Source organism: Pseudomonas sp. S3(2024) (assembly GCF_036861315.1).
GTDB lineage: Bacteria > Pseudomonadota > Gammaproteobacteria > Pseudomonadales > Pseudomonadaceae > Aquipseudomonas > Aquipseudomonas putida_A.
Genome location: NZ_JAZAQQ010000002.1, coordinates 585,265 through 604,548, shown reverse-complemented (window position 1 = coordinate 604,548; position 19,284 = coordinate 585,265). Strand labels below are relative to the sequence as shown.

The window sequence follows — 19,284 nt, the reverse complement described above, 5'->3', positions numbered from 1 at the left end:
TCGACTGATAGAAGGCTTTCGCGAGCAAGCTCGCTCCCACAGGGTCTAGAGCGAACCGCGCTTTAGAAAGCGTAGTTCGCCGACAGGTAAGTCTGGGCGCTGCTGGTCAAGTCCAGCGAGCCTTGCTTGCTGCCACCGCTTTCTTTCATTTCGGTGCTGGCGTTGCTCATCAGGTAACGGTAACCGAGTTCCACCGAAACGTTCTGCGCCACTTGTTGCAGCACACCGAACTGGCCACCGACGGCGTAACCGATGTCGCTGTCACGGCTATAGCCCGGCGAGTCCTGAGTCAGCTTGGTCAAACCGGCCGTTGCACCACCGAACAGTTTGGTGCTGCCGCCCACTGGATAGAACAGATCGTAGCTGCCCAGCAGGTTTTCCTGGCGCAGTTTAATGCCATTGTGCGAACCGGACACGTTGTCGTAGGTCGCGTAGTAACGACCTTGCGAGTTTTGCTGACCGAGGCGCACGCCGTAGGTGTTGTTGCCGTCGATTGCGCCGCTGGCGTCAGGGTGGCCAAGGTTGTCGTTCAGCGCGTGGGATTTTTTAACCTTGTCACTGGTCTGGCCAAAGGTCAGGCCGGCGAAGTTGCTGGTGTCATCGGCATGTGCCGCAAGGCTGGAGCCCAACAAGGTAAAAGCCAGCAGCAGTTTGTTTAGACGATTCATCGCGTTTCCTCTTTCACAGTGCTGTTTGGGTATGGCGCAAGGTTACTGACCCGCCCCTGTACCTGCCCTGAACACTCTCTGAACCTGCACTGAATCAAATCGACTAGGCTGTCCTGACCACTTTCGATAAGGAGACCGACCATGCGCCTGTTCCTCGCCCTCGTCTTGCTCGCCGCCAGCAGTCTGGCCAACGCCGCGATCAAGACTCAGGAGATTCCCTACCAGAGTGCCGACGGCACCAAGCTGATCGGCTACTACGCCTATGACGACGCGATCAAGGGCAAACGCCCGGGAGTCGTCGTGGTGCATGAATGGTGGGGCCTTAACGATTACGCCAAACGTCGCGCCCGCGACCTCGCCGAACTGGGCTACAGCGCGCTGGCGATCGACATGTATGGCGAAGGCAAGAACACCGAACATCCCAAGGATGCGATGGCGTTCATGCAGGCCGCGACCCAGGATGCTGCGGCCTCCAGCAAACGTTTCGAGGCCGGGTTGAACCTGCTGAAAAAGCAGCCGCAGACCGACGTCAATAAAATCGCCGCCATCGGTTACTGCTTCGGCGGTGGCGTGGTGCTCAACGCCGCGCGTCAGGGCGAGCCGCTGGCGGGCGTGGTGAGTTTCCACGGTGCGCTGGCGACCACCACCCCGGCGACGCCCGGCAGTGTGAAGGCGAAGATTCTGGTCGAGCACGGTGCGCTGGATAGCATGGTCACCCCGGACAACGTCACCGCGTTCAAATCTGAAATGGACAAGGCCGGCGCCGACTATAAGTTCGTCAGCCTCGACGGCGCCAAACATGGCTTCACCAATCCGGATGCCGATCGCTTGAGCCATGGTGAACACGGTGGCCCGGATATCGGTTACAACAAGGCGGCCGATGAAAAATCCTGGGCGGACATGAAGGCGTTCTTCCAGAAAATCTTTGGCTGATCAGATAGATTGCAGCGCGGCCTTCGCGAGCAGGCTCGCTCCCACATGGGAATGCGTTCCAAATGTGGGAGCGAGCCTGCTCGCGAAAGCCGCACCGCCGATCTCGACCTTGCCCCTGCGAATCGGCAAAATGCCCGCCATGAATTCCAGCCCGCCCCTCCCCGCCTGCTGCACCCCGCTCGACGCCCATTGGCCGTTGCCCAACGTGTTGCCCGAGACCGTGCTGCTCAGCACCCGTTTCGACCCGAAGCAACTGCTGGGCGATGACTTCCAGCGCAGCGCCATCGAGCCGCCGCCGAGCATTCAGCGCTCGGTGGCCAAACGGCAGGCCGAGTTTCTTGCCGGGCGAATCTGCGCCCGGGCTGCGCTGCAGCAACTGGAAGGCTCAAACGTGATTCCGGCGATTGGCGAAGACCGCGCACCGGTGTGGCCGGCGCACATCTGCGGCTCGATCACTCACAGCACCGGACACGCGGCGGCGATTGTCGCCAACAAGCGGCACTGGCGCGGCTTGGGCATGGATCTGGAAAACCTGCTCGAGACCGAGCGCGCCGAACGCCTGGCCGGGGAGATTCTGACGCCGCCGGAGCTGCAGCGCATGGCCGCCGGTGCGCGGGAACAACTGGCGCTGTGCGTGACCCTGACGTTTTCGGTGAAAGAGAGCCTGTTCAAGGCGCTGTACCCGATTGTGCAGAAGCGTTTCTACTTCGAGCACGCCGAGGTGCTGGAGTGGACGGAGCAGGGTCAGGTCCGGTTGCGTTTGCTGACTGACTTGTCTGGCGAATGGCGTCATGGCACCGAGCTGGAGGCGCAATTTGGTGTGCAGGATGGGCAGTTGTTGAGTCTGGTCAGCATTCCTGCCTGAGGATTTTTCGGCGACTGTTGCACCGCCTTCGCGAGCAAGCCCGCTCCCACCCTTGAAATACATTCCCCTGTGGGAGCGGGCTTGCTCGCGAAGGCGTCATTTCTGCTGACACAAAACTCAACGGCGCTCCTGATTCCTCGGCCAACTCAGACTGAAACAAGCCCCACCCAGACTTTTGCTCTTGTTGATCAGCGCCCGACCGTCATGCCAGTGAATGATCCGCCGCACAATCGACAGCCCCAGCCCATGCCCACCAGAGGCCCGGGTGCGGCTGTCATCCAGACGCAGGAACGGCGTGAAGATCCGTTCCCACGCCGACTCCGGCACGCCCGGCCCGTCATCCTCGACATCGACCCGACAGCGCAACTGCCCGACCTGATAACTCACCGTGACGTTAGAGCGCGCATGGCGCATCGCGTTGCTCACCAGATTCTGCAACGCCCGATGCAGGAAGCGCGGCTCGGCTTCGACCCAGGCGCCATCGTTGTCCGCCGCTGACAGGCACAACCCGCGCTGCACCGTGACCTCGGCACGCAACGGCGCCAGTTCTGCGATCACCTGATTGACCAGCGCATCGAGGTCAATGCGCTGAAAGGTCAACGCTGGCGAACCCTGTTCCAGCCGCGCGTAAGTGAGCATTTCGTCGACCAGCTTATCGAGATCCTCGATGTCGTGATCCATGCCCTCGCGGTATTTTTCCAGCGCCTGCGGGGTGGTGGCCGAGCCGATCATCTCCAGCCCGAAACGCAGGCGCGCCACCGGCGTGCGCAGTTCGTGGGACACCGCACGCACCAGCTCGCGCTGGATCGCCAGCAACTGCTGCAGATGCTCGGCCATGCCGTTGAACGCCGCCGCCAGTCGCCCGACCGAGTCAGCTCCGCGGGCCGGCACGCGGGTTTCCAGGCTGCCCTTGGCGATGCGCGTGGCCGCGGCTTCAAGTCCGCGCAGACGTCGTTCGAGCTGACGCACCAGCAGATATACGATCAGACCGATCAAGGTCAGGCCCAGGGCAGCGATCAACACCAGCCATTGCGGCGGATACGGATTCATCTGATACAGCGGGCCGATCTCCAGCACCCACGGCGTACCGACCATGCCGGCAAACACCCGGATCGAATCCCCGCCCTTGCCCAGCGCCATCACCGTATCGCCCTCGGACACGCGACGGCTCTGGTCTTCGTCCATGTCGGCCTCGTTGACCGTGACCAGCCGCAGATCAAAACCGAAGCCTTTCTCTTCCTTTAACTGCGCCAGTCGTTTGGGCTGTTCGCCGACCGGCACCCGTACCAGTTCATCGGCCAACAGATAAATAGTCGCGCGGGCCAATTGCTCGCTGATCTGTTGTACGTCACCGGTCAGCAGCAGCTGTTCCTTGTCGCTGACCAGCCGATAGACCCGCGCCGCATGCGGGCCGGTCTGCTCCACCAAGGCCTGACCGTGCTGCACCCGGGCGCGCTGAGAGAGATCCAGATCGGTCTCGGAAAACTTCTTCAGCGCCAGCGGAATCCCCAGCAGACGCTCCCAGACCAACAACGCCCGGTGGCGCTCGGTTTCGTTCATCGGTTGCAGGTTGTCGGCCATCAGCGAGAACGTGCCGTGGGCCAGGCGCTCGCGGTATTGCTCGCTGCGCACCTGATTGAGCAGGTGCAGTGCCAGCACACCGAGCACCGCCACCAGAATCAGCGCCGCGCACATGCCGCCATAGATGCGCAGGAAGATCGAGTTCACAGCGCCAGATCCACACACGCTTCAGGGACGAACAGATAGCCTTTGCTGCGGATGGTCTTGATCAGGCGCGGGTGATCCGGGTCGTCACCGATTTTCGGGCGGATGCGCGAGATGCGCACATCGATCGAGCGATCCTGGCCGTCATAGCCGATGCCGCGCAACGCAGTGAAGATTTCTTCGCGAGAGAGGATTCGCCCGGCGTTCGACACCAACAGCCAGAGCAGGTCGAATTCGGCGCTGGTCAGTTCGATGCCGCTGTCGCTGAGCCAGGCTTCGCGCAAGGCGTTGTCCACCACCAGCGGGCCGAATTGCAGGCGACGGCTTTTTTCCGCGATCGGTTCGGCGCTGTCACTGCGTCGCAGCAAGGCCTGAATGCGCGCGAGCAACAGCCGTGGACGCACCGGTTTGCACACGTAATCGTCAGCGCCTAGGTCGAGACCCTGAATCTGGTCAGCGTCGTCAGTGCGCGCGGTGAGCATCAGGATCGGCCCGTCGTAACGGTCGCGCACCTTGCGGCAAATGCTCAGGCCGTCTTCGCCGGGCAGCATCAGGTCGAGGATCACCAGATCCGGCTGCTCCTTGATGATCCGCGCCGCCGCCAGCGCGCCGTTGCCTTCGATCTCCACGCGCAATCCATTGGCTTGCAGGTATTCGCGGGTGAGTTCGGCCAGACGCTGGTCGTCCTCGACTATCAATACCTGCCAGGCTTCTTGCTCCACCGGTGACCTCTGCTTGCTGTTTTTATTAATAAGGAAGAATGCTCGGCCTGACTCAATTCCCCTGTGGGAGCGGGCTTGCTCGCGAAGACGGCGGCATGGTCAACATGGAAATTGCCTGACCCACCGCTTTCGCGAGCAAGCCCGCTCCCACATTTCTCCCGTCTTTTTGTCATCTTTCGGGAGGATAAGAATGGGTAAATACTGCCCGATTGTATAAACGGCGTACAACCAGAACACAAGTCGGCAAATGCGTTCGGACAAGGCGGTTTTTTGTGATAGGGTTCGCGCCCTTAAAAATCCGCTGAAGCGTTTTTCCCGAGTGAAAAACAGTGACAAACGGTCTAGCTCAGCAGGTTCGCGGCCTACACGGGAATCAGCCCTTTCGCACACAATTTACGCACAGGTTTATCCACAGGCTATACGTTGCAATACTCCCCCGAAACGCATTATCTTGTAGCCCGTGCGCAAAAAAACCCTACATGTAGGGGTTAGCGCTAAAAAACCAAACACAAACCGGACAGTGAATTCAAGGCTTTTTATTGCCATTGTCGGGTTGAACCAAACGTATTTTCGAAAGCCCAAACCGCGCCTGCGGATGGCTACCGTTTTTCGGTCGACCACGACGATAACGGTACGGGTGTTGCAGTGACGAATCTGCTCCCCGAAAGGAATGCGGTTTCACGCGTAAAGCGCGAACCGAAGACTTCGGCATGGAAGCGGCGCCCACAAGGCCCCCTTCCTGAACTGTCCCGAAGTCGTTATGCCCGGCGCGTGCCGGTTGTAGTGCTTCAGGACGGAACGGTGGGCACCTTCATGGTGCCCAAACAAACATAGAGAACGTGGAGACACCCATGCAAACCGACACAACTCGCGAGAACCCGCAGGGCACCTTGCCGCAGGCCGCCGATTCGAATTCGGATCTGGCCGCCACCGCGCCTGGTCAACTGCGCGTGATCAAGCGCAATGGCACTGTCGTTCCTTACACCGATGACAAGATCACCGTCGCTATCACCAAAGCGTTTCTCGCAGTTGAGGGCGGCACCGCTGCCGCTTCGTCGCGAATCCACGACACCGTTGCGCGCCTGACCGAACAGGTCACCGCGACCTTCAAGCGTCGCATGCCGTCGGGCGGCACCATCCACATCGAAGAAATCCAGGACCAGGTCGAACTGGCCCTGATGCGTGCCGGCGAGCAGAAAGTCGCTCGTGACTACGTGATCTACCGTGACGGCCGTTCGAAAGAACGCGCTGCCCACGCGCCGGTCGAAGCTGCGGTCGACGCGCACCCGTCGATCCGTATCACCCGCGCCGACGGCAGCCTCGCGCCGCTGGACATGGGCCGCTTGAACACCATCGTCACCGAAGCCTGCGAAGGCCTGGCTGAAGTCGACGGCGACCTGATCCAGCGCGAAACCCTGAAAAACCTGTACGACGGCGTGGCCCTGAACGACGTCAACACCGCGCTGGTGATGACCGCGCGTACCCTGGTTGAACGTGAGCCGAACTACTCGTTCGTCACCGCTCGCCTGCTGATGGACACCCTGCGTGCCGAAGGTCTGGGTTTCCTGGGTGTGGCCGAGAGCGCCACTCACCACGAAATGGCCGACCTGTACGCCAAGGCGCTGCCGGCTTACATCGCCAAAGGTATCGAGTTCGAACTGCTGAACCCTGTGCTGGCCACCTTCGACCTGGAAAAACTGGGCAAGGCGATCAACCACGAGCGCGATCAGCAATTCACCTACCTGGGCCTGCAGACCCTGTACGACCGTTACTTCATCCACAAGGATGGCGTGCGTTTCGAACTGCCGCAGATCTTCTTCATGCGTGTGGCCATGGGCCTGGCGATCGAAGAGAAGCAGAAAGAAGACCGTGCGATCGAGTTCTACAACCTGCTGTCCTCGTTCGACTACATGGCTTCGACCCCGACTCTGTTCAACGCCGGCACCCTGCGTCCACAGCTGTCGAGCTGCTACCTGACCACCGTTCCGGACGATCTGTCGGGCATCTACCACGCGATCCACGACAACGCCATGCTGTCGAAATTCGCTGGCGGCCTGGGCAACGACTGGACCCCTGTGCGTGCCCTGGGTTCGTACATCAAAGGCACCAACGGCAAGTCGCAAGGCGTGGTTCCGTTCCTGAAAGTAGTGAACGACACCGCCGTAGCCGTTAACCAGGGTGGCAAGCGCAAAGGCGCTGTGTGTGCCTACCTGGAAACCTGGCACATGGACATCGAAGAGTTCATCGAACTGCGCAAGAACACCGGTGATGATCGTCGTCGTACCCACGACATGAACACCGCCAACTGGATCCCTGACCTGTTCATGAAGCGCGTCTTCGATGACGGCAAGTGGACCCTGTTCTCGCCATCCGAAGTTCCTGACCTGCACGACCTGACCGGTAAAGCCTTCGAAGAGCGTTACGAGTACTACGAAGCCCTGACCGAGTACCCGGGCAAGGTCAAGCTGTTCAAGACCATCCAGGCCAAAGACCTGTGGCGCAAAATGCTCTCCATGCTGTTCGAAACCGGCCACCCATGGCTGACTTTCAAAGACCCGTGCAACCTGCGTAGCCCGCAGCAGCACGTCGGCGTGGTTCACAGCTCGAACCTGTGCACCGAGATCACCTTGAACACCAACAAGGACGAGATCGCCGTTTGCAACCTGGGCTCGATCAACCTGCCGAACCACATCGTCGACGGCAAGCTGGACACCGCCAAGCTGCAACGCACCGTGAACACCGCCGTGCGCATGCTCGACAACGTGATCGACATCAACTACTACTCGGTGCCGCAAGCGAAGAACTCCAACTTCCGCCACCGTCCGGTCGGTCTGGGCATCATGGGCTTCCAGGACGCGCTGTACCTGCAGCACATCCCTTACGGTTCCGACGCTGCCGTCGAGTTCGCCGACAAGTCGATGGAAGCGGTCAGCTACTACGCGATCCAGGCGTCCTGCGACCTGGCCGATGAGCGTGGCGCGTACGAGACCTTCAACGGTTCGCTGTGGTCCAAAGGCATCCTGCCGCTGGATTCGCAACAGATCCTGATCGAGCAACGTGGCCAGAAGTACATCGACGTTGACCTGAACGAAACCCTGGACTGGGCACCGGTTCGCGCCCGTGTACAGAAAGGCATTCGTAACTCCAACATCATGGCCATCGCACCGACCGCAACCATCGCCAACATCACCGGCGTATCGCAGTCGATCGAACCGACCTACCAGAACCTGTATGTGAAATCGAACCTGTCGGGCGAATTCACCGTGATCAACCCGTACCTGGTTCGCGACCTCAAGGCTCGCGGTCTGTGGGACTCGGTCATGATCAACGACCTGAAGTACTACGACGGTTCGGTTCAGCAGATCGAGCGCATCCCGCAAGAACTCAAAGAGCTCTACGCGACCGCGTTCGAAGTGGACACCAAGTGGATCGTTGACGCCGCCAGCCGTCGTCAGAAGTGGATCGACCAGGCCCAGTCGCTGAACCTGTACATCGCCGGCGCATCGGGCAAGAAGCTCGACGTGACCTACCGCATGGCCTGGTACCGTGGTCTGAAAACCACCTACTACCTCCGTGCCCTGGCTGCGACCAGCACCGAGAAGTCGACCATCAACACCGGCAAGCTGAACGCTGTTTCCAGCGGCGGCAACCACGGCGACGATTCGGTTCTGGCCGCTCCAGCCGGCCCAGCGCCAGTGCCAAAGGCTTGCGCGATCGACGAGCCGGATTGCGAAGCTTGCCAATAAGCTGAGCCGGGTCAGGCGTCGCGAGACGCCTGATGCTTCCAGGCAAAAGAAAACCCCCGACAGACTTCTGGTTTGTCGGGGGTTTTCTTTTGTCTGCCAAACACCAAGGCTCTAATGAACAGGGTTCAGCCGATACAAAAAAGGCCCCTTCACAGAAGGAGCCTCCTTATTGGTGCTTACTATCGGCAGCCGCCGTTATTGTAAGGACCGGCAACACGAACCCAGCCACTGGCTTGTGGAACGTTGCTGCACATAGTACGGCCGGTCGAAGCCGACTGATAAAGCCACCAGGAAGCCGGTGCAGCTTGAACGACGACTGCACCCAACAGCAAACTTGCGGCCAAAGTCAGACCAAAACCCATACGCAGCGACATAACGATCTCCATTTCAAATAAACGTCTCAAACGGTCGTCAGCGCAATAACTTCATAGATCATCATCTTGCCGACACAACCAGAGACAGCAGTAAGAGTGTTGCAAACCGAACACCCATCATTCATCAAGGCCCTGACGAAAGAGCGCGCACCTTACATTGCGAAACAACTAAAAACAATAAATAAAACCCCCACAACCAAAACTATTTATTAATTAAATCAACTCAAAAAAAATCAACAACCAGGCAAAGACCTACAACATTAATTGCATACAAACCACTGACCTAAATCAAAAAATACGCTAACTAAAACCAGACACGCGGCACAATCTTCCTTAATTAAAAACAACATCCCAATAAGTTAACGTTTGTCTGCGCAATAAATTAACGCGCGAAGCCTCCGCCCAGCGCCAGGTACAGTCCCATTTGCGCCTGCAGTCGCTCGAAGCGATTCTGCGCCAGTGAAATTTGCGCGGCACGCCGGCTCTCTTGCAGATCCAGCCACTCCTTGATACCCGTTTGCCCGCTGCGATAACGAATTTCGGCCAACCCTTCGGCTTTCATTGCGGCGACCAGAGCCTGCTCTCGCCGTCCCCCCTGATCAGCCAACTGCACTTGCGCCGACAGGGCGTCTTCAACTTCCGCCAGCGCGATATAAAGGCTCTGACGAAAGTCGATTATCGCCGCCTCATAGTCCACCGCCGATATACCCACTGTGTACTTGCGAACATTCCATTGCACAAACGGCAGACTGATACCAACACCCAATAGACCGACAGGGTTATTGAGCACTTGGCTTAACTCTCGACTACCGCCAGTAGCCAGACCGCCCGTCAGGGTGAACGAGGGATAGAAACTGGCACGCGTTGCGTCATAGTTCGACAGCGCCTGGCGCAATCGCCATTCAGCCGCCTGCAAATCCGGACGTCGATCAACCAGATCAGCCGGCAAGCCTGCCGGCACACTCGCCAATGCCGTCGAAGGTAATTGCACAAGTTCTGCAAACCGATGCTCGGGTGCCTGATCAAAGACAATGGCCAGTGCGTTGCGCGCCACTTCAAGTTGCTGCAAATAGTCACTCAATACAGCACGCTGCGTGGCCAACACCTGCTCGGCTTGTGCCTCTTCAAGACCCGTCGCCGCACCCGCCAGATGTTGAGACTGCACCAGTTGCAACGTCTGCTCGGCGTACCCGATACTTTCCCGCGCAGACCGGACCAGTTCGTTGAACAGGCCGATCTGCCAATACAGGCGCGCCGTCGTACCCACCAGGCTCAGCGCGCTGGCACGCCGGTCAAAGTCGGTCGCCAACAGCGACCATTGCCCGGCATCGCGCGTACTCGCCAGTTTCCCCCACAAATCGACTTCGTAACGCACCGTCGCGCTCGTGGAAAATCGACGCTGGCTTGAATTGTCTCGATGTAGATTCCTGCTCCAGTCCGCCCCCGCCCCCACGTCCAGATCGGGCGTGATATTGGTGCCGGTGAGCCCTGCCTGAAGCGCTGCCCGACGCACTCTGAGCGCAGCAACTGCAAGATCGTTATTGCGCGCCAGGGCGTCGTCGACCAAGGCGTTCAGACGTGGATCATCAAACGTTTCCCACCATCGCTCTCGCACACTCAATGAGCGCTCACGGGATGCGTCGCCAAACCAGAAGGCCGGCGTCTTCACTTGCGGTTGACGATATTCGCTGTGCAGCAGAGCGCTGCAGCCGCCCAACAACAAAGGCAATGGCAATGCCCAGATCCACTTGCGCTTGGTGTACTTCATTCTCTGGACAACGCCTGAATGGGATCAAGCCGGGCGGCATTGCGCGCCGGGATATAACCGAACAACACGCCGACCAGCAGCGAACACAAACACGCTGAAATCATGGCCAAAGCCGTGAATTCCATAACGATTGTCTGCACGAAATAGCCGAACACCTGGCTGATCAACAACGAAAGCAGGACACCCAACAAGCCCCCCAGCAGACAGACCAGCACCGCCTCGATCAAAAACTGCTGCAGGATGTCCGTGCGCCGCGCGCCGACCGCCATGCGGATGCCAATCTCCCGGGTGCGCTCGGTGACCGACACCAGCATGATATTCATCACGCCGATACCACCAACCAACAGTGAAATGAGCGCCACCGCAGAAATCAGCAGGGTCAGTGTGTCTGTGGTTTTCTGTACGATTTTAAGGATGCTGTCGCTGGAGCTGAGGAAAAAATCCGCGCGCCCATGACGTGCCACCAACAATGTTTGCAGTGCTTGCTCTGCTGCTGGACTGGCAACCTGCTCCCTGAGCCGAACCTTGATCGAATTGAAATGGCTCTGCCCCAACAAGCGCCCCATCACCGTCGTATAAGGCAGATAGACCTGCAGGCTTGGCCCTGAAAAACCGTCATCGCGACTTTCCATGACCCCTACCACCGTGCAAGGCAGGCCGCCCACCAGGATGACTTTGCCCAGTGGCTGCTCCCACTCCTTGAACAGCCGTTGTCGAGTATTGTGATCAATGATCAGGGTCTGGCCGCGGCGCATTACATCGCTGGCACTGAACACCGCCCCCTTGCTCATGCGGATGCCCATCACCTGGAAGTAATCGTGGCCGACACCATTGACGGTGGCACTGACATGCAGATTGCGATAGCGAATCGTTCGGCTGCCATTGACCATCGCCGAGACACTGTCGACCCAGGACTGCCCCTGGATGATCCGCAGATCCACAGGTTGCAGGGTGCGGATCGAGGCGGCCTGCTCATCCCCCCAGTCCTTGCCAGGATAAACATCGATGGTATTGGTGCCCATGGCGCTGATATCGCGCAGTACTCGGGTCTGCGCGCCCTGCCCCAAAGCGACCACCGACACCACTGAGGCGATGCCGATGATGATCCCCAGCATGGTCAGCAATGTACGCATACGATGGCTGCAGAGGGAAACCCAGGCCATCTTGAAAGCCTCGCTGAAGCGACGCCACTGCACCGCCGCTACTTCGCGCCCCTGATCTTGCGTACTTTCACCAGCCTCGGCGACCTGCGCCGCAGGCACTTTTCGGCTGGCATTCGATTGATCCGCGACGATCTCTCCGTCATGAATCTCGATAATTCGGTCAGCGTGCTGCGCCACCTGCACGTCATGGGTCACGATAATAATGGTGTGGCCGCTACGGTGCAGTTCACGCAGGATGGCCATTACCTCTTCACCACTGCGTGAGTCCAGCGAGCCAGTAGGTTCGTCAGCCAGGATCACCGCGCCACCATTGATCAGCGCACGGGCAATACTGACCCGCTGCTGCTGACCACCGGAAAGCTGCCCCGGCCGATGCTGCAGGCGCTGCCCCAGCCCCAGGCGTTGCAACAATGCCCTGGCCTGTTGCTGACATTCGATAAACGACTGGTCGGCGTAAATGGCCGGCACCTGGACGTTGGCCTCGGCGCTCAAATGCGACAGCAAATGAAAGCGCTGGAAAATGAACCCGAAATGCTCACGACGCAATGTCGCCAGCTCATCGCTGCTCATACCGGCCATGTCGAGACCGTTGATGCAGTAGCGACCGGCGGAGGGACGATCCAGACAGCCGAGGATATTCATCAGGCTGGATTTTCCGGAGCCGGACGGACCGATAATCGCCACCATTTCTCCGGCGCCAATGGTCAGATTCACGTCCCGCAACACTTGCGTTCTGGCCTCGCCATCAGCGAACCAACGCTGCACACCTTCAAGGGACAATAGCGGCTTGGCCGGCAACACGTCGTTCATCGCATCCGGCGTCAAGCCGCGAAGATCGTTCGCGCTGCTCATTGAGGCTCCGGCTCTTCGCCGAGGACAACTTCGTCATGCTCCTTGAGACCGTCCAATACCTGAACATTAAGGTCATTGCGCAAACCGGTTTTGACCAGCACCGTCTGCAACTGACCATCAACCAGTCGACGCACTTCATAGCGGCCATCCGCGGCACGCTTGCCCAACGCAGCCACCGACACCATTGTGGCTTTTGGCGCAGAAGCGAGCAGCACACTGACCTGCGCCGTCATTGATGTGCGCAACGAACGATCGTCATTGGGCACGTCAAACAGAGCGTTGTAGTACACCGCTGCGTCGGCACCGCCAGCAGTCGAGCCACCGCTACCCTGCATCGTGTCCTGCCGGGCAATGGACTCTGGCGCCGGTTCTACCGCCCGAATATGACTTTCAAAGCGCCGATCCGGATCGCCCAGGATACTGAAGGACACCGCCTGGCCTGGCTTGACTCGAACCACGTCAGCTTCGGATATCCGCGCCTCGACCGTCATCCGGTCCAGTCGGGCCAGGATCAGCAAAGTCGGGACACTTTGCGCGGAAACGACGGTCTGCCCCTGCCTCGTCACCACGGCAATGACTTCCCCGTCCATCGGCGCACTGATACGCGTATAGCCAAGGTTGACTTCGGCGATGCGGATTTCTATCTCCGCCTGGGAAATCTGCGCAGCCAGGGAAGCCAGTTCGGCACGTGAGCTTTGCAATTGCGCTTCGGCTATTTCCAGATCAGCCCGCGAACCGGCCTCACTGGCAACCAGACTTTGCTTGCGACGAAAATCAAGTTCGTACTGGCGAATCAGCGCCTGTCGAGCCTTATATTGTGCCCGGACACTGAGCAATGCTGCCCGTGACTTGAGCAATTCGTTCTGTGGCAACAACGGGTCAATCTCGGCCAGCAGCTGACCTTGGCGCACCGTATCGCCCAACCCGGCCTTCAGGCTCTGGAGTTGCCCGTTGACCTGTGCGCCAACACTGACTTGCTGGAAAGGCTTGACCGTACCACTGGCCAATACGGTTTCTTCAAGATCCTCGACGGTGACGGTCGTGGTCAGATATTTCCTTGGCGTGGCGCCCCAGCCCTGCCCCCCTATAAACCAGACCAGCAATGCACTGACGAACAACGTCCCGAGGACGATTCGGGAGCGAGAGAAAAAAACCATGGAGTGATCGTTACATCCCTGTCTGTGGTTGGGCGAACCGTTCATTGGCGCCCGGGTGTTGCCTGAGCAAGCGCATGAATACGCCGGCACAAATACGATGCCGCAGACGAGTGGCCCCCGGCGCGCGCATTAAACAAGAAAGCCCCTCAAAGAGGGGCTTTCCGTTACAGCTTTTTACAAAACATCGATATCAGGTCATCTGAATGATGGTTTGCATGATGGTGCTCTGGGTCGAAATGGTCTTCGCGTTCGCCTGATAGTTGCTCTGGCCCTTGATCAGGTCTACCAGCTCGTTGGTCAGGTTAACGTTCGACTCTTCCAGCGAGTTGGACTGGATGGAACCCAGGGTACCGGTTTGCGGAGCGTCATAACCCGGGATACCCGAGGCGAACGTTTCCTTCCAGCTCGTTCCACCGATCGCTTGCAGGCCCTGCTCGTTAGTGAAGCTGGCCAGCGCAACCTGGCCGATGGCCTTGTTCTGGTTGTTGCTGAAGTTGGCGAACAGGGTACCGGTACCGTCGATGGTCAGGTTAGTGATCTGGCCAGTAGCATAGCCGTCCTGGGTCGGGATCGAACGGGCGGTATCGGCGTTGTACTGGGTAGTCTGCGCCATCGAAATGGTAATGCCGGCCGTGTTCGCGGCGGCACCGTTAGGTTTGAAGGTACCGTTGACCACGTTACCCGGAACCCAGCCGCTGAGCTTCAAGTCGCTGCTGATCACCGGACCAGGCAGGGTGCTGACCTGAGTCAGTTTGCCAGCGGAGTCAAACGTCATGGTCGAAGGTGTCGGCGCGGTGACCTTCGGATCGCTACCGGTAGCGTCCGGGTTACGCCCGTCTACCAGGGTGTAGACCTTCCAGGTGTTGGCACCGGTCTTGACCACGTACTGATCCATCGGGTGCATGTTGCCCTGGCTGTCATAGATCGGCGTGCTGAACGATTTGGTGTAGGTCGCGAGGTTGGTCGGGTCGAATTTGCCGGCCGGCGCTGTGTCGTCGATCACCGGAGCGGTCGAGTCCAGGTTGATAGTCGACGTCACCAACGAGGTGGACTTTGGCGCCAGGTTCGAAGTGTCGATCTTCAGGTCGGTCAGTACGCCGTTGATGACCTTGCCGTTGGCATCCACACCGTAACCCTGCAGACGCGAGGTGTAGTCGGTGTTGGTGATGTAGCCTTTATCGTCGACCTTGAACGTACCGGCCCGGGTGTAAGAGATCGAGCCGTTGTTGCTCATGGTGAAGAAGCCCGAACCGTTGATGCCCATGTCCAGCACGTTACCGGTGTTGTTGATGTCACCCTGGGTGAACTGCTGGGATACGTTGGCCAGACGCACACCGTTGCCGATGACCTTACTGCCGGTACCCAGGCGAGTGGCCGAGTAGACGTCTGCAAATTCTGCACGGGACGATTTGAAACCGGCGGTCGCGACGTTGGCGATGTTGTTGCCGGTCACGTCCAGTTGTTTGTTGGCTGCATAGAGACCGCTAAGGCCGATATTGAAAGACATATTCCACTCCTTTGTGCCGGTTAGTCGGCTCTATATACCAATGGTTTGTACTTTGGACAGGGCGACGGTGCCCTTGCCGGACAGGTTGAGCATCAGCTCGCCGCCGGTCTGGCTGATGGTCACGCTGTTGACCGTGGCTGGCAGGTACGTTGCCAGGTCGGTCGCGGTGCCATTGATCGATGCGTTGGCTTTGACGGTGTAGGTTCCGGCCTTCACCAGATTGCCGTCTTTGTCCTTGCCGTCCCAGGTGAAGCTCGCGCTGCCTGCGGCGCGACTGCCCAGATCAATGGTTCGCACGATCGCGCCGCTGCTGTCGGTGATGGTGACCGTGCCGCCGGCAATCGACGACGGCACGGTGGCCGAACCGGTCATGCCCTTGCTCGGGTCGTCCATCTGCACGCTGTTGGTCTGCACGATCACGTTGCGACCGACCAGCGACGACGCCTGCAGCGCCTGTGACGAGTTGTAGTTGCCGGCCAGCGAGCTGACGGTGCTGTTGAGGGTGGTAATGCCCTCAAGGCTGCTGAACTGCGCCAACTGCGCCACGAAGGCACTGTTGTCCTGCGGATCGAGCGGGTTCTGGTTTTTCAGCTGGGTGACCAGCAGTTGCAGGAACGCATCCTTGCCCAGCGCCTGGCCGCCGGTGGCGCTGTTGGTGGCCGAAGCAATGCCACCGGTGGTCGAACTGGTCTTTTTCGACGAGTTCGCCAGGATGTCATTCATGCTCAGGCTGCTGGTGGTATCGGTAACGCTCATGGCAGTCGCCCCTTATTACTGACCGAGGGTCAGTACCTTCTGCATCATGGTTTTGGCGGTGTTCATCATTTCGGCGTTGGTCTGGAATGAACGGCTCGCGGAAATCATGTCAGCCATTTCTTCCACCACGTTGACGTTCGGGTAGTAGACGTAGCCTTTGGCGTCAGCGGCCGGATGGTTCGGCTCGTAACGCGCTTCGAGGTTGCTCTGGTCTTCGACCACGCCAAGTACCTGCACGCCCTGCCCTGCGGCGTCCTGGCTCTGGAACAGCGAGTTGCTGCCACTGTTCTGGCCGCCCTGGAACATGGTGGCAAACACCGGGTGACGGGCGCGGTAGGTCTGGTCGATGCTCGACGAAACGGTTTCGGCGTTGGCGATGTTCGAAGCCACGGTGTTCAGACGCGTGGTTTGTGCGCTCATGCCGCTGCCGGCAATGTTGAAAACGCTGGACAGGGACATGGATTACTCTCCGCGCAGGGCTGACACCAGCCCTTTGAATTTGCTGTTGAGCAGGGTGAAGCTGGCCTGGAAGCCGACCGCGTTTTCCGCGTAGTTCGACTGTTCAAGCTGAGCGTCCACGGTGTTCTGGTCGATCGAAGGCTGCATCGGCGTGCGATACATCAGCGACTCGTCGCCATTGCCCAGGCCTTCAGCTTCGATGTGACGGCTGTTGGTCATGTTCAGGGCGATGGTGCCGTTGGCGTTCTTCTGGGTCTGTGCTTCAAGCACTTTGGAGAAGTCCAGATCCCGAGCCTTGTAGTTCGGGGTATCGGCGTTGGCGATGTTGTTGGCCAACACTTCGGCACGCTGGGCGCGGAAGCCCAGTGCCTTTTCGTGAATGCCGAGCGCTTTATCGAAGCTGATGCTCATGTCGGGAACCTTCGGGTGACCGGTTTTTCGTACCTGAGCTTTAGCAAGCGCCGTGCCAAACAGAACAACCCCCATAAACCGGGGCTTTGCGAGGAGTCGGCAAAGCGGCAATGCCAGAAAAGCGGCAAACGGTTTCCGCTGGCTGCCGCTTTTCTGCCGCCTGTCCCCCCCCACCGACACCGTACGACTGTGGGAGCGGGCTTGCTCGCGAAGGCGTCATCTCAGTCAATATTTGTTTTCCTGACACACCGCCTTCGCGAGCAAGCCCGCTCCCACAGGGGATTTGTGGTGTGTGAGGGAGATAATTCAGGCACAAAAAAACGGCAGGCCTTTGCGGGCCCGCCGTTTTTTCGTATTGCCGGTGCAATCACTTCGCCTGGTAAATGATCCCCGGGCTGCACTGGACCATCTGGTAATGATCCGGCAAACCGTTCAGCGCTTCGGACGCGCCAAGGAACAGATACCCGCCCGGCTTCAATGTGCTGTGAATGCGCAACAGGATGTCTTTCTTCACCTCGGCGGAGAAGTAGATCAGCACGTTGCGGCAGAACACGATGTCGAACTTGCCCAGACTCGCGTAGCTGTCGAGCAGGTTGAACGAACGGAATTCCACCCGGTTCTTGATCGGCGCCTTGATCACCCAGCGCCCCGGCCCTTTCGGGTCGAAGTAGCGCTGCAGACGATCGGCGGACAAACCGCGGCCGATCGCCAGGCTGTCGTACTCGCCGGTCTTGCAGTTGGTCAGCATGCTGCCGGACAAGTCCGTGGCAACAATCTGCACGCCCATCTTCAACTGACCGAGGTTGCTGCGCTCGAACTCGTCGATCGACATCGACAGCGAATACGGTTCCTGACCCGATGAGCACGCCGCCGACCAGATCCGCAGACGCTGGTTGGGACTGGCCTTGATCGCCTCGGGTAGCACCTTGTTCTTCAAGACTTCAAACGGATAGGTGTCCCGAAACCATAGGGTTTCGTTGGTCGTCATGGCATCGACCACCTGCTCGCGCAAACCGCTGCGCGGCTGGGCCTGGATGCGCTGTACCAGCTCACCCAAGGACTTGATGCCTTGCTGCTCCATCAGTTTGTTGAGACGGCTCGAGACCAGGTACTGCTTGTTTTCACCGAGCAAAATGCCACAGGCTTTTTCCAGGAAGACCCGGAACTGTTCGAAATCCAAATTACCCGTAGACAATGATGCCGCCTCTTAAATCGTGTTGACCGCCAGGGACAAAAGGTCCCTAGCTGATATCTGCTGCTTTGATCCGGTCGACTACCCGGGATGCCAGGTCATCAGGACGGAATTTGGCCAGGAAGTCATCGGCACCGACTTTCTTGACCATCGCCTGATTGAATACCCCCGACAACGAAGTATGCAGGATGATATGAAGCTTTTGCATGCGCGGGTCGCTGCGGATCTCCGCCGTCAGGGTGTACCCGTCCATCTCCGGCATCTCGATGTCGGAAATCATCATCAGGAACTCTTCTTCCGGCTTCTTGCCCTCTTCGACCAGCTTGCGCAGGTAATCCAGCGCCTGCTTGCCGTCGTTCAGCGCCACCACTTCGACCCCGACCGTCTGCAGGCAACGCGTGACCTGCTTGCGCGCCACTGACGAGTCATCGACCGTCAGCACCCGCAGCGACAACGCCTTGCTCTGGGTTTCGACATCGACCACACCGACCGAAATCGCCTCGGGCGTCGGCGCCACTTCCGCCAGCACCTTCTCGACATCGATGATTTCGACTAACTGATTGTCGACCCGAGTCACAGCGGTCAGGTAGTGATCGCGACCCGTGCCCTTGGGCGGCGGATGGATCTCTTCCCAGTTCATGTTGACGATGCGCTCCACCGAGCGAACCAGGAAACCCTGGGTCTTGGTGTTGTACTCCGTGATGATCACGAACGGACTGTTCTTGTCTTTCAACGCCCCGGAACCGGTCGCCATTGCCAGATCAAGGATCGGAATGGTCGCCCCCCGGATATTCGCCACCCCGCACACGACAGGACTGGACTTGGGCATCAACGTCAGCGACGGGCATTGCAGCACTTCCCGCACCTTGAACACGTTGATGCCGTAGAGCTGCTGACCGTCAAGACGGAACAACAACAGCTCCAGGCGATTCTGCCCTACCAGTTGCGTGCGCTGGTTCACCGAATCCATTACACCAGCCATGCCC

Annotated in this window: 15 protein-coding genes; 3 read left to right on the top strand and 12 right to left on the bottom strand. The window is 59.0% G+C overall.

Annotated features, from left to right (window positions below; genetic code table 11):
• Window positions 1-62: 62 nt before the first annotated feature.
• Window positions 63-668 carry a membrane protein gene (locus VLA07_RS07470; RefSeq protein ID WP_027612287.1) on the bottom strand — a complete coding sequence of 202 codons (606 nt, stop codon included), beginning with the start codon at window positions 666-668 and terminating at the stop codon, window positions 63-65.
• A 141-nt stretch (window positions 669-809) separates the two neighbouring features.
• On the opposite strand from VLA07_RS07470, the gene VLA07_RS07465 reads away from it, so the two are divergent.
• Window positions 810-1,601 carry a dienelactone hydrolase family protein gene (locus tag VLA07_RS07465; protein WP_183784364.1) on the top strand — a complete coding sequence of 264 codons (792 nt, stop codon included), beginning with the start codon at window positions 810-812 and terminating at the stop codon, window positions 1,599-1,601.
• A gap of 139 nt (window positions 1,602-1,740) precedes the next feature.
• Window positions 1,741-2,466 (top strand): 4'-phosphopantetheinyl transferase family protein, encoded by a 726-nt coding sequence (locus VLA07_RS07460; protein ID WP_223008286.1) that lies wholly within the window; start codon window positions 1,741-1,743, stop codon window positions 2,464-2,466.
• 117 nt (window positions 2,467-2,583) lie between these two features.
• On the opposite strand, the gene VLA07_RS07455 is transcribed toward VLA07_RS07460, so the two are convergent.
• Together VLA07_RS07455 and VLA07_RS07450 are read right to left on the bottom strand one after the other, a co-directional pair.
• Entirely contained in the window at window positions 2,584-4,194 is a 1,611-nt protein-coding gene (locus VLA07_RS07455) for an ATP-binding protein (RefSeq protein ID WP_333988953.1), read from the bottom strand.
• Window positions 4,191-4,913, bottom strand: coding sequence for a response regulator (locus VLA07_RS07450; protein WP_098965100.1), 723 nt, complete (start codon window positions 4,911-4,913; stop codon window positions 4,191-4,193). The genes VLA07_RS07455 and VLA07_RS07450 overlap by 4 nt, the downstream gene beginning before the upstream one ends.
• 851 nt (window positions 4,914-5,764) lie before the next feature.
• Between VLA07_RS07450 and VLA07_RS07445 the strand changes: the two genes are divergently transcribed.
• Complete coding sequence (locus tag VLA07_RS07445; RefSeq protein ID WP_095137143.1) at window positions 5,765-8,659, top strand: ribonucleoside-diphosphate reductase subunit alpha; 2,895 nt, start codon at window positions 5,765-5,767, stop codon at window positions 8,657-8,659.
• A gap of 756 nt (window positions 8,660-9,415) precedes the next feature.
• Here the strand turns inward: VLA07_RS07445 and VLA07_RS07440 are convergent.
• The 9 genes from VLA07_RS07440 to VLA07_RS07400 form a co-directional block, all read right to left on the bottom strand.
• The gene (locus tag VLA07_RS07440; RefSeq protein WP_247269684.1) at window positions 9,416-10,801 is read right to left on the bottom strand and encodes an efflux transporter outer membrane subunit; all 1,386 of its coding nucleotides are present in this window, start codon (window positions 10,799-10,801) and stop codon (window positions 9,416-9,418) included.
• Window positions 10,798-12,816: a MacB family efflux pump subunit gene (locus VLA07_RS07435; protein WP_442969536.1), complete on the bottom strand. Its 2,019-nt coding sequence runs from the start codon at window positions 12,814-12,816 to the stop codon at window positions 10,798-10,800. Before VLA07_RS07435 ends, VLA07_RS07440 begins: the two co-directional genes overlap by 4 nt.
• A complete protein-coding gene (locus VLA07_RS07430; protein WP_333988952.1) occupies window positions 12,813-13,973 on the bottom strand; it encodes an efflux RND transporter periplasmic adaptor subunit in 1,161 nt (386 codons plus the stop codon). Before VLA07_RS07430 ends, VLA07_RS07435 begins: the two co-directional genes overlap by 4 nt.
• A 190-nt stretch (window positions 13,974-14,163) precedes the next feature.
• Window positions 14,164-15,480 (bottom strand): flagellar hook protein FlgE, encoded by a 1,317-nt coding sequence (flgE, locus tag VLA07_RS07425; protein ID WP_027612279.1) that lies wholly within the window; start codon window positions 15,478-15,480, stop codon window positions 14,164-14,166.
• 30 nt (window positions 15,481-15,510) lie between these two features.
• Complete coding sequence (flgD, locus tag VLA07_RS07420) at window positions 15,511-16,236, bottom strand: flagellar hook assembly protein FlgD (protein WP_027612278.1); 726 nt, start codon at window positions 16,234-16,236, stop codon at window positions 15,511-15,513.
• Between the two features lie 15 nt (window positions 16,237-16,251).
• Complete coding sequence (gene flgC / locus VLA07_RS07415; protein WP_003227217.1) at window positions 16,252-16,695, bottom strand: flagellar basal body rod protein FlgC; 444 nt, start codon at window positions 16,693-16,695, stop codon at window positions 16,252-16,254.
• A gap of 3 nt (window positions 16,696-16,698) precedes the next feature.
• Complete coding sequence (flgB, locus tag VLA07_RS07410) at window positions 16,699-17,106, bottom strand: flagellar basal body rod protein FlgB (protein WP_007917581.1); 408 nt, start codon at window positions 17,104-17,106, stop codon at window positions 16,699-16,701.
• Window positions 17,107-17,473: 367 nt separating this feature from the next.
• Window positions 17,474-18,301, bottom strand: a complete 828-nt coding sequence (cheR, locus tag VLA07_RS07405; protein ID WP_333988950.1) for a protein-glutamate O-methyltransferase CheR — start codon at window positions 18,299-18,301, stop codon at window positions 17,474-17,476.
• Window positions 18,302-18,347: 46 nt separating this feature from the next.
• Window positions 18,348-19,280 (bottom strand): chemotaxis protein CheV, encoded by a 933-nt coding sequence (locus VLA07_RS07400; RefSeq protein WP_103368760.1) that lies wholly within the window; start codon window positions 19,278-19,280, stop codon window positions 18,348-18,350.
• Between the last annotated feature and the right edge of the window lie 4 nt (window positions 19,281-19,284).

Bases quoted from the DNA above. Each gene is read 5' to 3' on its own strand.
- VLA07_RS07440 (WP_247269684.1), bottom strand. From the start codon at position 10,801: ATGAAGTACACCAAGCGCAAGTGGATCTGGGCATTGCCATTGCCTTTG.
- VLA07_RS07460 (WP_223008286.1), top strand. From the start codon at position 1,741: ATGAATTCCAGCCCGCCCCTCCCCGCCTGCTGCACCCCGCTCGACGCC.
- VLA07_RS07400 (WP_103368760.1), bottom strand. From the start codon at position 19,280: ATGGCTGGTGTAATGGATTCGGTGAACCAGCGCACGCAACTGGTAGGG.
- flgE (WP_027612279.1), bottom strand. From the start codon at position 15,480: ATGTCTTTCAATATCGGCCTTAGCGGTCTCTATGCAGCCAACAAACAA.
- flgD (WP_027612278.1), bottom strand. From the start codon at position 16,236: ATGAGCGTTACCGATACCACCAGCAGCCTGAGCATGAATGACATCCTG.
- flgB (WP_007917581.1), bottom strand. From the start codon at position 17,106: ATGAGCATCAGCTTCGATAAAGCGCTCGGCATTCACGAAAAGGCACTG.
- VLA07_RS07445 (WP_095137143.1), top strand. From the start codon at position 5,765: ATGCAAACCGACACAACTCGCGAGAACCCGCAGGGCACCTTGCCGCAG.
- VLA07_RS07430 (WP_333988952.1), bottom strand. From the start codon at position 13,973: ATGGTTTTTTTCTCTCGCTCCCGAATCGTCCTCGGGACGTTGTTCGTC.
- VLA07_RS07465 (WP_183784364.1), top strand. From the start codon at position 810: ATGCGCCTGTTCCTCGCCCTCGTCTTGCTCGCCGCCAGCAGTCTGGCC.
- flgC (WP_003227217.1), bottom strand. From the start codon at position 16,695: ATGTCCCTGTCCAGCGTTTTCAACATTGCCGGCAGCGGCATGAGCGCA.
- VLA07_RS07435 (WP_442969536.1), bottom strand. From the start codon at position 12,816: ATGAGCAGCGCGAACGATCTTCGCGGCTTGACGCCGGATGCGATGAAC.
- VLA07_RS07470 (WP_027612287.1), bottom strand. From the start codon at position 668: ATGAATCGTCTAAACAAACTGCTGCTGGCTTTTACCTTGTTGGGCTCC.